General features: G+C 60.5%; 9 protein-coding genes. 4 read left to right on the top strand and 5 right to left on the bottom strand.

Translation table 11 applies throughout. The features are described 5' to 3' along the window. Positions 1-213 precede the first annotated feature (213 nt). Complete coding sequence (locus VKT51_05410; GenBank protein HLJ83592.1) at positions 214-2,841, top strand: BTAD domain-containing putative transcriptional regulator; 2,628 nt, start codon at positions 214-216, stop codon at positions 2,839-2,841. Positions 2,842-2,871: 30 nt separating this feature from the next. Here VKT51_05410 and VKT51_05405 read toward each other — a convergent pair whose 3' ends face one another. Continuing rightward, the gene (locus tag VKT51_05405; protein ID HLJ83591.1) at positions 2,872-5,613 is read right to left on the bottom strand and encodes an adenylate/guanylate cyclase domain-containing protein; all 2,742 of its coding nucleotides are present in this window, start codon (positions 5,611-5,613) and stop codon (positions 2,872-2,874) included. Positions 5,614-5,772: 159 nt separating this feature from the next. Here VKT51_05405 and VKT51_05400 point away from each other — a divergent pair, with 159 nt between their 5' ends. Beyond that, positions 5,773-7,449 (top strand): FAD-dependent oxidoreductase, encoded by a 1,677-nt coding sequence (locus VKT51_05400; protein HLJ83590.1) that lies wholly within the window; start codon positions 5,773-5,775, stop codon positions 7,447-7,449. A gap of 5 nt (positions 7,450-7,454) precedes the next feature. On the opposite strand, the gene VKT51_05395 is transcribed toward VKT51_05400, so the two are convergent. The 3 genes from VKT51_05395 to VKT51_05385 form a co-directional block, all read right to left on the bottom strand. Then, a complete protein-coding gene (locus VKT51_05395) occupies positions 7,455-7,739 on the bottom strand; it encodes a DUF3175 domain-containing protein (GenBank protein ID HLJ83589.1) in 285 nt (94 codons plus the stop codon). A 125-nt stretch (positions 7,740-7,864) separates the two neighbouring features. After that, complete coding sequence (locus VKT51_05390; protein HLJ83588.1) at positions 7,865-8,377, bottom strand: hypothetical protein; 513 nt, start codon at positions 8,375-8,377, stop codon at positions 7,865-7,867. 165 nt (positions 8,378-8,542) lie between these two features. Next, entirely contained in the window at positions 8,543-9,598 is a 1,056-nt protein-coding gene (locus VKT51_05385; GenBank protein HLJ83587.1) for a hypothetical protein, read from the bottom strand. A gap of 199 nt (positions 9,599-9,797) precedes the next feature. Between VKT51_05385 and VKT51_05380 the strand changes: the two genes are divergently transcribed. Continuing rightward, complete coding sequence (locus VKT51_05380) at positions 9,798-10,271, top strand: hypothetical protein (protein ID HLJ83586.1); 474 nt, start codon at positions 9,798-9,800, stop codon at positions 10,269-10,271. Between the two features lie 87 nt (positions 10,272-10,358). Further along, complete coding sequence (locus tag VKT51_05375) at positions 10,359-10,748, top strand: DUF4260 domain-containing protein (GenBank protein ID HLJ83585.1); 390 nt, start codon at positions 10,359-10,361, stop codon at positions 10,746-10,748. Positions 10,749-10,807: 59 nt separating this feature from the next. On the opposite strand, the gene VKT51_05370 is transcribed toward VKT51_05375, so the two are convergent. Continuing rightward, the coding region (locus VKT51_05370) for a TonB-dependent receptor (protein ID HLJ83584.1) at positions 10,808-13,649 on the bottom strand (2,842 nt) is incomplete at its 5' end.

Raw genomic sequence — 13,649 nt, 5'->3', positions numbered from 1 at the left:
GGACTCTTACCACCGAACCCGGCCACTCGTAAAGCCCGGGCTTTGATGGCTTTTCTTGTGATGAACCGGGGAACCGATTCAGCCCGCGAACGGCTTCTCGAGATATTCTGGCCCGACGTAGAGCCCGAGAACGCTCGCAACAGTCTCAATACCGCGCTTCATTCGATACGAAGCTGCCTTCGAAGGGCAGGCGCCGATGCCGATGGGTTCCTGGTGGCAACCAAGTCTGTGATCCGATGGTCTGCCGACACGACGGTAGATGCTGTGCGTTTCGCGGCGCTTGCGGGTCGAGATGAAGCCGCCGCGCTCCAAGAAGCGCTCCAGCTGTATCGAGGTGATTTCCTCGAGGGAGACTATGACCCATGGGCCGCCGCTGAACGAGAGCGGCTCACCATGCTCTACGAAAGCGTACTCGCGAAAATGGTGGCCACGACAAGAGATCCCGAAGCGGCCCGCACGCTCATCGCGCGCAATCCATACGCTGAAGACGCATACGCGGCCCTTATCGAGGCGGAACTGGAGGCCGGACGAAGCGCAAGCGCAATAGACCAAGTCGATCGCTGCCGAAAAGCTCTCGCCGAAGTCGGCGAAGCGCCCTCTCAGGCTTTCGACGATAGATTCGGTCATATCGCGGCGCGTGCGCTGGACGTACCGCGCAGTAATCTGCCTGTCCAGGTGACGAGTTTCGTGGCGCGGGAAACCGAAGTGAGCAAGGTCAAGTCGCTATTAGCGAAATCGCGTTTGGTCACGATTACGGGAACCGGAGGCGTAGGAAAGACGCGCGTGGCGCTGCGTGTGGGCGCCGATGTGCTGAACGGTTCGGGAAATGGGGTCTGGTTCGCAGACCTTGCGAAAGTCTCATCACCCGAGTACGTCGTTTCGCAGATCGCAACTGTCCTCGACGTGCGCGCGTTCGGCAATCGTCCGCTGCTGGATCAAGTGCTGTCCTACTTGCGAGACAAACGATTGCTCCTTATCCTTGACAATTGCGAGCATGTGATAGCGGAGGCGTCGCGCGTCGCGATCGCGATCATCAAAGATTGCCCGCGCGTCTCGGTACTGGCCACGAGCCGGGAAGTGCTCAACGTCGGCGGCGAGCAAGTCTATCGGCTCCCTTCGCTGTCCCTCCCGCCGAGTGAAGGCAATCTCAACGCCGCTGAATCACTTCAGTACGAAGCCGTTGCCTTGTTCGTGACGCGAGCGTCTGCCGCCGACGAACAGTTCAGCTTCGGCGACGGCAAGGCGTCGAAAGTCGGCGACATATGTCGTCGATTGGACGGTATCGCGCTCGCGATAGAACTTGCGGCCGCCCGAGTAAGAATGTTCAGCGTCGATCATCTCGCCCAACGGCTCGATGAGCGTTTCGATCTCCTTTCGGGCGCTGACCGAACAGTGTTGCCGCGTCAACAAACCATGCGCGCCACGATCGATTGGAGCTACGGATTGCTCTCGGCAGAAGCCAAGGCGCTTTTCCGGCGATTGTCGATCTTCCAGGGCGGATGGAGTCTCGACGCGGCGCTAACCGTGTGCGCAGATGATCGTGTAGAGAAACCCGCGATTCTTGAGACACTTTCCTCGCTCGTCGACAAATCGCTCGTCGCTGTCGACTTTGGTCCTGAGCAGCAGCGATACCGTCTGCTGGAGACGCTGCGAGAATACGGCGTAGAGCGCCTCAATGAGCACGGCGAATTCGCGGCTGTCGCTGAGCGACACGCCGGATATTTCGCGAAATTCGGCAATCTCGCAAAAGAGCGGGCACATTCGACCGCGATGCCGAAATGGTTGCCGAGTGTCGAAGCGGAGTTAGACAACATACGAGCGGTGTTGGAGTGGAGTCTCGTTCAGAAAAACGATCCGGTTCTGGGAGCGCGACTCGCGGAATGTCTCTGGGTGTTTTGGCTCAGCCGACCGTATCACGACGAAGGCGTACGGTGGCTCGAGCTTGCGCTCGGCGCTACCAGCACGGAAACCGACTCTGACCTTAACGTCGCGGTCGCGCTTGCGCTAACGGGGATGCTCATGACCCTTGCCATGCGGCCGGAGGCGCTCCAGGCGGCAGAGCGCGCGGTCGCTGCCGCTCGAACGCTGGGCGACGATAGAACACTTGCACGCGCGTGTTACTACGCTGGCCAAATGCTGAGCTTCGAAAATCGACTCGATGAATCGCAAGCGGTACTGGAGGAGGCGCTCGCTTTGGCGGAACGGGTCGGCGACCGCCATCGCGTGTCAGTCACACTCCAAGAGCTCGGTCGACTGCATCGCAAGCGCGGCGAACTCGGCGTAGCCGCCGCGCTTCTATCTCGAGCCGAGGAATTGCAACGCGACAATCCGACACAGTACCCGTGGGCACTCATCGAGCGCGCTTGCCTAGAAAAGCGATCGGGTGAACTGTCGCGAGCCATTGAGCTAGCGCGCGAGGCGCTCGCCGCGGGGCACGCATTCGGCGAGGCACGGGTGCAGGCGGTCGCGGGTACAGCGCTCACGATGTACCTTGCGGTTCGGGGCGACATCGATCCGGCAGTGGAGAGCGCTCGCTTCGTGCTTCAGGAGACCATCAACATGCGCTACGAGTTCTGGTTTCCGTTTATCGCCGAAGCGATCGCCGCAGTGGCGATACGACAGAATCGCCTGGAATCCGCAGCCTACCTCGTCGGCTGGGCGGAGCAAGAATTCGGTAAGCGGGCGTTCGGCCGTGACGCATTTGTGGATGCCGAGATCGGCTGGTTCTTGAAACCGCTTCGGTCGCTGTTCGGCGAAGAACAACTTGCCAAGCTCCTGAACATCGGCGCTTCGTGGGGACTAGACCAAGCGATCGAAGAATTGCGTGCGGTGCTAGCCTAACCGAGCCGACGAAAGAGATTCTGCTGACCCCTAGGCCTTATAGGCTTCTTCGACGGCGCGGTTCTCGGGCCACGCGGCGCCCTCGGACTCCAATCGCTCGATCTCGGCCGCATCGAATCGGTCCATGAGCCATTTCGTCAACCACTTCGCCGGTGTAAAAAGGCCCACCCTATTCGGAAGACCGGCCGATTCGTATTGGCGGCGACAAAATCCGAGCAGACGAGCAGCCTCTGCCATCCGGTCACTGCGGGCCGCGACGCACGCCAAGTATATCGTCGCGTCCGCGATGTACATCTCGTCGCGCGTCGCGATCGCGTGGCCTATCGCGGCTCGAGCCGCCTCGCGCGCTCCCGCGATGTCATCGAGGGCGATCAGCGTCATCGCCATGTTGCCGCGGACGATCGCCAGATCCACGGCATTTCTCCGATGCGAGAGGATCTCGAACGCTTCGACAAAACAGCGCTGCGCCTCCAAGAGATCGCCCGCAAGGAATTCGGTCCCTCCCAGATTTGTGAGGACGCCGCCAACCCGCCGGTCGTCGCCAAGGTTACGAAATCTTGCCAGCGCTTCGCGGAGAAGCGAGCGAGCGGTGTCGTAGTCCTCGCGAGTCTGGGCGACGACTCCTTGCATAGAGAGGCATCGCGCAAGCAAGAGTTCCGGACCGCACCTTCGGTAGATCTCGAGCGCTCTTGCGGCGGCGCCATCCGCTTCATCAATGTGATCGATCACGACGCCCTGCCACGCGACCGAGTAGAGCGCGTCCGCAATACCAGCCTCGTCCTGTTCTTGCTCGAACCCATCCCGCGCTCGCACGGCCATTTCGTAGAATTTCTCGCCGGTTCCGAGTGTCGAGCCCGCAAGCCACAATGTAGCCGCGACACGGCCGCGGGCGTTCGGGCCGATTCGCTCGAGCGCCAAGGTGATCCAACTGCGCGCCTCCGCCGCAAGACCGGCGGCGGACCACAGCTGAACGCAAGCGCCCGCGATATCCGCCCCCAACTCCGCGTTTCGACCCATTTGAAGCGCCCAACCTAAAGCCGAGCGGAGGTTGTCGAGATCGGGTTCTTGATCGGGCAGCCACATATCAGACGGCCGCGTCCGGTGGTTCGCGTACGCCGCTCGGGCGAATTGGCGAAAGAATTCGGCGTGGCGCGAACTGAGCGTCTCATATTGGTTGAAAGCCCGAAGTTTCTCGATAGCGTAGGCGCGAGTGGATTCCAGCAAACGATATCGTTCATGATCGCGGCTCGTATCGGCAGAGACGAGCGACTTATCGATCAACGACGAAAGGAGGTCCAGCACGTCTGCAGCGTCTACGAAATCATCGCTGCAGATCGCGGTTGCCGCGTCCAAGCCGAATCCGCCCGCGAAGATGCCGAGCCGATTGAAAAGCGCCTGCTCTCGCGCATCGAGTAAGCCGTAGCTCCAGTCGATGAGCGCGCTCAGCGTCTTCTGGCGTGGCAATGCCGTCCTGTTTCCGCCGGTGAGGATCTTGAATCGCTCGTCCACGCGGACGGCGAGGTTGCGCAATGAGAGCACTTTGACGCGCGCCGCGGCGAGCTCGATCGCAAGCGGGATGCCGTCGAGGCGACGACAGATATCGGCAACGATGGGCGCCGTGTCGGCGGTCAGGACAAATCGGTTATCTGCGGCCGCGGCGCGTTCGGCGAAGAGGGCGGTCGCGCCGAAGCGCAGCACGTCGTCGGCGCCGATGGTCGTCGAAGCGTCGGGCACTTCGAGCGACGGCAACCGGTGCACGAATTCACCGGCGATGCCCAGCGGCTGGCGCGACGTGGCCAGCACCTGGATCTGCGGACAGTTCTTGAGAATCGCGTCCGCAAACGGCGCCGTTGACTCGAGTAGGTGCTCGCAGTTGTCGAGTATCAGCAGCAGCTGTTTGCGCTTGAGCGATTTCAAGACGGAGGCTTCGACCGAATCGCCCGACTGGTTGATTTCGAGGGCTTGCGCGATGACGCTGGGCACGAGGCCAGCGTCGGATATCGGCGCCAAGTCCGCAAACCATACGCCGTGCTCGAAGTGGTCGATGAGGTCGGCGCCTACTTGAACCGCACATCGCGTCTTGCCCACCCCGCCTGCGCCGCAGATCGTCACGAACTGTCGAGACGTCATGAGCTGCTTTATGGCGCCGAGCTGGTCGTCTCGGCCGAGCAACGCCGTCGTTTGGACCGGCAGGTTATTGGGCCGCGCATCCAGGGACGTCAGCGGCGCAAACTCCGACGGGAGCCCGGCTACCGTCACTCCCCAGACGCGCTCGGGCCGCATCAAGTCCTTGAGTCGTCGCAGACCTAAATCGGTCAGCGTTGCGTCAAGAGGAACTTGGGCTCGTATCTGCTCTCGAACCGCGTCCGAAACGAGCACCTGGCCGCCGTGCCCAATCGACATCAAGCGGGCGACGCGGTTTACGGTCGGACCGAAATAGTCACCGTCGCGCTCTTCCGCCTGCCCGACATGGATACCGATCCTCACTTTAAGGCCGTCGACCGCGGAAAAATCTTCAGCGTGGAGCGCCCGTTGCGCCGCGAGTGCCGCGCGAACCGCTTGGTGCGGGCTATGGAAGGCGGCGCAGAATGCATCTCCGACCGTCTTGAAGACATAGCCGTCGCTTTGCATGACTGCTTGGCGGATCAAGACCTCGTGGCGGGCCACCGCTGTCTTCATCGCATCCGGCTTCTGTTCCCAACGTTTGGTCGAGCCTTCAATGTCGGTGAAGAGAAACGCGACGAAACCCGTCGGCATGGCCGCGGGTTGCAAGCGGGACCGCCGAGCCTCCGGGGTCTTCGTCATACTGTCTGACGGCGTGTTCTGGGTAGTCCGGTCCAACTCCGGTTCGAGGGCGCACGGTGCCGGCATCTTTAGAGGCGGCTCTGGAAAAGGGTCCGACGGAACTTTGGACTATTGGTTCGATTGACGATGTTCAAGCGCACTGAACTCCGCGCGATCCAGCTCTTCTCGGAGCTTGCCGACAAAGAGCTCGATTATCTGGCCAAGACGAGCGCCGACATCCGCGTGCTTCCGGGCGAGTACGTCGTGCACGAGGGTGAATCGCGACGCTCGGTTTTCGTCTTGGTAGATGGGCTTCTCGAAGTGACGAAGTTCATGGACGGAGCGGAGCGAGTGATCGGCACCCGCGAAGCCGGTCATCTGTTTGGAGAAGTTCCGGTCGTACTCGACTCACCGTTCCTCGTAAGTTTTCGCGCCACTGAAAACTCGCGAGTGATGCGTATCGACTCGAAGGAGTTCCATGTGGTGGCCACGGCGTCGCCGAAATTCTTCAAAGCAGTCGTGGCTGCGGCACTGGAGAGAGTTGAAGGCCTTCAGGAGCTTGCGACCGAGTCGGCCCATCCCACAATCACGCTCATCGCACCCCAATGGGATAACGCCGGACACGAAGTGCGCGAGTTCTTAGAACGCAACTCCGTAGAGTTCGATTGGTTCACACCCGAGGATCCAAGCGCTCCGTCGTGGTCGCGCGAGTCGGTCGAAGAACAACGATATCCCGTAGCGTTGCTTCGTGACGGCACATCGCTCGTCAACCCAAGCGCTCGGGATATCGCCAAGACAATAGGATTGTGCGTTTCACCAACAGGCACGACGTTCGACGTGGCCATCATCGGCGGCGGACCGGCGGGGCTTGCTGCCGCAGTGTACGGTGCTTCCGAGGGGCTGTCCACGGTGCTCCTCGAGAGAGAAGCTCCGGGCGGGCAGGCTGGAACGTCTTCGCGGATTGAGAACTATTTGGGTTTTCCGTTCGGCATTTCGGGCAAAGAACTAGCCACGCGCGCGCTTCAGCAGGCGAGGCGACTAGGCGCGGATATCGCTGTGACTCGGACCGTCCAACGCCTTGACGTCCCATCGCGCACCTTGTTCCTCGACGGAGGCGACACACTCCACGCAAAGACGGTCATCGTCGCGATCGGAGTGTCCTGGCGGCAGCTGGATATCCCGTCGCTCGATCGATTGCGAGGTCGAGGCGTCTACTACGGTGCCGCTCCCGGCGAAGCGAACTCGGTGCAAGGGAAGAACATCTATCTGGTGGGCGGTGGAAACTCTGCGGGTCAAGCGGCTCTGAACTACTCCAATTTCGCCGATTGCGTCACCCTGCTCGTGCGGGGCGACGCGTTGTCAAAAAGCATGTCGTACTATCTCATCGAGCAGCTGAAGACGAAAGCCAACGTGCACGTCGAAACGTGCTCCCAAGTCGTCGACGCGTTCGGCGGCGACCATCTCGAAGCAATCGCGGTCGCCAATAGCACGACTGGGGAGACGACTCGAAGAGATGCGGACGCGCTCCTTATCTTGATCGGAGCGGACGCCGAGACGGGGTGGCTGCCGCCGGAGATCCATCGAGATGAACAAGGTTATATAGTGACTGGCGCCGGCGCGATGCGAAGCGGTCTTTGGTCGGGCGACCGCGATCCGTTTCTGCTCGAAACGAGCGTACCCGGGTTTTTCGCCGCCGGCGATGTCCGAGCGGGATCAACAAAGCGCGTTGCAGCCAGTGTCGGCGAAGGCAGCATGGCGATCGCATTCGTGCATCAGCATCTGGCGCAAGCCGCTCGTTCGCCGCTGCCGATGTCGCGGACCTGACAAGTTCAATCCACCCGCGGTCTGCCAAAGGCGGCACGTAATTCGTCCTTCGCCCGCTCGAGCGTCGAGCGTCTTGATTTCGGTAGATTCTTACCTGCTCGGTTGATGAAAAAATTGAGCATCGACATCGCGGAGCGGAACGGCTCAGATTTCCTCCGCGTACTGTGCTCGGCCGATCGCTTGAGCGAGCGCGCGATTTTCTTGGGATCATCCCCGGCGAAGACGTTTTGTTCGAGGTCGAGCGCGTTACTTTTCTTGGTCACTCGCTGGGACCATTTGCGCGGTGACATCGTGGATCGTACCTCTCTGAGTGATGGTTGCCGCCACCTTATACCCGGTACGCCGGCGTTTGCGCAATCGCCGCCTGGGAACAAACTGTTTGCGACACTCGCGCACCATGCCAGCAAAAAGAAGATCAGCTGCCGATTACGTGCCGAACGCTTCGACGCTCAAGGGTTTGCGTGCGGCGGCGGCGCGCTGTCGAGGATGCGACCTGTACAAAGCGGCGACGCAAACGGTTTTCGGCGATGGCGCGGCGCGCGCGCGAGTCATGTTCGTCGGGGAGCAGCCGGGCGACCACGAAGATAAAGAGGGTCGGACATTCGTCGGTCCTGCCGGAAAGTTCTTGCGCGCGCTCCTCCGCGAAGCGGGGATTGCCGAGAGCCGAGTCTATTTCACGAACGCCGTAAAACACTTCAAGTATATCTGGCGCGGGAAACACCGAATTCATTCCAAGCCGAAGCGGCTTGAGGTTCAAGCGTGCCGACCGTGGCTGGAGGCCGAAATCGCTCTGATCCGGCCCGAAGTGATCGTTACGCTCGGGGCCACCGCTTCCCAAGCACTCATGGGCCCAAGCTTTCGGCTGACAAAGCATCGAGGCGAGTTTCTTCCGTCGCCGCATGCGGCCCACGTCATGGCCATGATCCACCCGTCGGCGATACTTCGCACACCCGCCGCGGCCGCACGGGCCGAAGAGACAGCTCGCTTTCTCTCAGAGCTGCGGATAGTCGCAAGAACATTGCGCGACAGGCCAAAACGCAAGACGTCAAACCGGTGAAGCCGCCGCGCGCACGTTCCCGCCCGAGTGCCGCTTCTATTTCGTGCAGGTCAAGTCTATACGGAAGTTCGCCGGCAAGCGCTTGTAGTGCGGTGCGTTGGGCAGCGCATTTTGCGCCTTTGTATCGAACGTCGCCAAGAAACGGACGGGTTTATCGCTTGGATCGAACGGCGACCAGTAGAAGCCTTGTTGGAACGACCACGTGGCTCCTTGGTCAAAGACGTGATTCCAGAGCGCTCCAAGATCGCCGACCGAATTGGCGGATGAAGCGTTGTTGCCGCTTTGCGTCACGAGATATTCGTCAGTCACGTTGCTTTGGTAAACCGGCCCGCCGACGTGAGCCATATCGGGCAGCCCTCCCGGATAGAGCCGCCGGTTCGAGACGTTCTGCCATTCCTGAACGACAAACCAGCCGAATTGACCGGTGGGTTGATTTGGGTTGACCGCAGTCACGCGCATTTTCCATACGCCGTTTGAGACCCATTGGTTCATGCAGCCGGCAATGGCGGCGATTTGTGTCGATCCGCCTTGCGCCTGAGCCGCCGCCCCGGTCGCCGTGCAATCGAGTTTGAAGCGAAAATCGTATTTCGACGACGTGAATTGCGGTTTGTCCTTCATCTGTGACAGCAGCGAGCCGTTGAAGAGGATGTCGGCGGCCTTGGGCTTATTGCTCGGATCGAGGTTGTCGACGAGAAAGATCTGTTTGTACGTGTACTGGCCGGCCGGCGCGAATGAATTGTTCGCCACGCTGCCGAGGGAAAGCGTTCCCGACGTCGAGCCTCTCGCAGCGACGGTCGTGCCGTTGCTCAGCTCAAGCTGCTGATCCTGGAGCTGGCTCTCACTCGGAGCTAGTCCTTGACTTGTGCCGTTGCGCCAGACCTCGGTGACTTGCCAGCCCGTTTGCTGCGCGCCGTTCATGTAAGGCTCGAAGCCCGTCACTTCCACGCGCCACACGCCGTTGAACAACCACTGGCTGAGACAGCCTTGGTTCACGTTCGATGCGCCCAGACTCGGCGTGCGGGTGCACATAAGCGACGCCGACACGCTTGCGAGAACGACCAAAACGAAAGGCCTCGAAAGGTAGCGAACCATGAAGATCCTCCTCGACGGTGCGTTGAAGCTAGGTACAGTCGAAGTATAGCGTGGGCGCGTCCAATTCTCGTCCGCTGTCCGTAAAGGGACTCGCACGACGACGGATTGAAGTCGATTCACAAATGCCCAACGGTGCGTCATTCGTCTCCGTCGTGATTCCGTCGTCATTGATCACACTGAACGTCCTTGGAGAAAGCCTATGAACGCTCGTGTTGCAGCCTGCGCGTTGTCTGTTCTTGCACTTTTCACCATAGCGCGAGCGGACGCCGCACCGGGCGCCCTCACCGCGAAGATGAGTCGGGATAACTACCTCTTGGCCGGAAAATGGAGTTGCTCGGGTGGCGGAGGGACGTATTTCGCCGAGTATTCCGTCGCGCCCGGGAACTCTCTGCACGGACACTTGTATTCGGCCCAAGGGTCTGAAGACGTATACCTCGGTTACAGCGACGCGGCGCACCGATACTGGACGGCGAGCGTCGATTCGGCGGGAGCGATTGAATCGCAGACGTCCGCCGACGGCGTCACCTATGTAGGTACACTCTTCGATGGTAAGACGACCTCGAAGGCGACAAACGTGTACACCGTGGTCAACTCGCGGCGATGGACAGTGCACGCGCGCGGCACGGCCTCGGGGCAGCCGTATGACCTGATCGCTACCTGCGTGCGCATGTGACACCCGTGCTTACAGCGCGTTAGAAAGGCCGTAGGGCAAGCGTTGCTTGCCCTACGACTATCGTGAACTTGCCTGAGGTCTCGATAGATGAACGATACTCCGAGTGTGAGCGGCAGCCCAAAGTATCTCCTCCGCGCTGAAGGACTGGTCGCGCTTGGCCTCATCCTTGTATTGTATTGGCACGGCGGCTTCTCGTGGCTTCTTTTCGCGGTGTTGTTTCTTGCCCCCGATATCTCGATGCTCGGGTATCTGAAGAGCCCGAGTATTGGGGCTCTCAGCTATAACGCCGTCCACAGCTACGTCGGTCCCGTTTTGCTCGCTCTCGTCGGAGTCGCCGACGATATCAGAATGTGCCTGACTATCTCGCTGATTTGGACGGCGCACATCGCGTTCGATCGAATGCTCGGCTACGGGCTCAAATACCCCACGGCGTTCTCCGACACGCATCTCGGAAAGATCGGGCGCCGAGCCGCATAAGAAATGGGCCCCAGCACGATGCGGGGGCCCCGATTCCTCGGTCGATGGTCTATTGGCGTCTAGAGCTTGATCTTCACGCCGAGGAACGCGTTGAACGGCTGGATCGTCGGATTTTCTTGGTACGGGTATTGCAGCATCGGCTGGAACGTCGCTCCTGGATTGTAGAAGTTCGAGCCGTAGGCGAGCGGCGCGCCGTAACCCGGCAGCGTGTAACCGCATACCGAGTGGCTGGCGAGGCGCGTCCACGGTTCCGAAGTTCCGCCGGTGCATGTGTTGATGATGTTCGCCAGGTTAAACGTCAGCGCGACGCGCGGACTGACGTCGTACGAGATCTGTGCGTGCATCAGGAACTGGTTCGGAGCCTTGAACGCGCCCAGATTGTCGAAGTTGCCAGTGAACGGATCAGGGGTCGGAATCCGGCCGGTGCAGGTGAGTGCATCGAAAGGAGTGCCCGTTCCGCCGAACCTGTAGCGTGGATCTCCGGCGACAGATCCGGAGAGCGACGCGCACGAGGCCGGGTCAACTCCCCACCCCGTCAACGGATCTCCGTAAGGTACGCCCTGGAAGTATTGGAACTGCGGCGAGATGGCGAGTTTGTTGGCTTTGAAGTTGAGCACGACCGTCGCAGCCAACGGTGTTTCGTAGGAGAACGCGGACGCCTCAACGGCACCCGGGATCGTGCTGAACGGTACGTATGCACCACCGAGGTCAAACAGCGGGCGTACCGGTGCGTTGAAGTACGGATTGGCGACGCCGCTGGCTTCGGTCGCAAGGGCGTTAGTGTTCCCGAACGTTCCGCAAAGGGCGTTCGGATTCGTCGAGGGTGCCGCGCTCGCGCACGCGCGCGTGTACGAGTTGTACTGCTGTATGGCGAGGTTCACCGTGCTGAGCACGCTGCCGCCGTTTGACGTTGGGCTGTACTTGATCAAGCTGCGCGTGAACGTCAGCGAGAACAATCCCGAGAGACCGTTGTGGTTGAAGTCGCCCTTCGACAGTTCGAACTCGACGCCGTCTGACGTCTGCCGGCCGACGTTGAGTCCTGAGATGAACCCCGTCTTCTGGTTGAGGAAGAAGTTCTGTATCTGGTCCTTCGTCTGCCGCAAGAACGGCGTCACCTTGAAACTCGTGTCGCCCGTCTGGTGTTCCCACGAGAAATCGTAGTTGCTCGACGTCGGCGGACGGATCTGGTGCGTCGTGGTCGTGAAACCGATGGGCCAGAAGTTTGTGGCGTCGTACGACGCGAGATCCTGCTGCAGCAAGTTGTACTGCTCGTACGCCGTGTTCGGCGCCTGCGTATACTTGCCGTAGCTGAAGCGTAGCACGTTGTCCGAATTGATGGTGTATGTGCCGCCGATGCGGGGCTCGAACTCATTGTACTGCGTCGTGTCGTTCGGCAAGTTTGTCATGGTCGCCGGAACGTACTGGACTCCGCCGACATTCTGACAGGCCGATCCCAGACCGGTGTCGCCGGCCGGGTTGTACACCGGTACCTGACCAGCGCCGGGGATGACGCAATACGAATTGTTCCACGCGTTGAACCAGAAGTTGCGCGCGGCTCCGCCGGTGTCGGACAATTTGTAGCGGAAGCTGTCGAATCGAACACCGTAGTTGAACAGCAGTTGCGTGGTTGGCTTCCACTGATCCGTGATCGATCCGGAGAGGAACGTCGGATCCGCTTGGTTGCCGCCGCCATACTGGCCATTCTCCGCTGCGAACCATGCGCAGGGGCCGCCGCCGCACGAAGCGGGAAGCGCGGGAAGCGCGGCGCCTGTCGCTGCGTTCGCTAGTCCGACGGTCACCGCATTGCCGCTATAGCAGCTGACGGCCGTGCCCGCAGGGTTATAGCAAATACCAGCCGACGGATGGGTCGCGTTGACCGCGTAGAGGAACGAGTCGGCTCCCGTGTTGTGGTTGAGTCCGACCAGTTCGCTGATCATCGTGTCGTCGTTCGCGCGGTAGTCGTGTGCGAACGTGTCGCCGACTTCGATGTTGATGAGGTTCTTATCGTTGAGCTGGCTCGCAAACGATGCGCTGAAGCCGTTCGTTGTCGTCCGTACGAAGTAGTTGAGCGGACAATACCCGATGAACGAGGTCGCAAACGTATTCGGGCACGTCTGCGGCCAGACCGAGTAGTTCGTGTAGCCGTAGATGCGGAAATACGATGAGGTGCCGATGTTCTTCTGGTACTGCAGTTTGATGATCGAATTGGGGTTGGCTGTGCCGTCGCGCAGATTCGCGGGAATAGCAGCCAGCGTATTGCCGAAATACGGCGATGGCTTGGTGCTGTCCGGGTTATACGCGAAGTACACGGGATTGACCATGCCTTGTAGTTGGGCTTCGGTGAGGCCGGCGGGGAGCACGCCGCCGACGCGGCCGAGGTATTGCCAGCCTATGCCGTTTGTTCCCAATCCGGTGAACGGTCCGCTCCCGTACGGGAAAACCGGAGCACCGTTGAGATTCTGTAGTAATCCCGGAGTTGTGACACCCCAGTCCGACGCGGAACCGTAGTAGTTGTTGTGCAGATACGAGTTGTCGTACAGCAGCTGGATGTCGTCCTTGCCGGCGTCGTTGCGGTGCGGCAGGCCGAAATGCAGGTTGACGATGTTCTCGTAGTCCCATACGTCTGACGTGTTGAGACTATCGACTGGGGAGGCGAGAGCGATGCCGCCTGGCCCGATACGCGTGCCAGGCGCGGCCCCGGCGATTTGTGAGTAGCACGATTCGAAATTCATGTCCGTGGCGTTGCCTGGACACGGCAGTCGCGCCGCGGGTGTTCCCCACTGCTGCGTGATACCGGCGCCGTTGCTCTCGTCGAAGTAGCGGAACGATTGATGATACGTGCCGACACCGACGAAGTAGGTGAAGTTGCGATCCGGCGTGGCGCCGCCGACTTCAAGAGAC

Source organism: Candidatus Eremiobacteraceae bacterium (assembly GCA_035295225.1).
GTDB lineage: Bacteria > Vulcanimicrobiota > Vulcanimicrobiia > Eremiobacterales > Eremiobacteraceae > JABCYQ01.
Note: the sequence above shows the minus strand (reverse complement) of the source record. Positions and strands in the feature narration are given on the sequence as shown.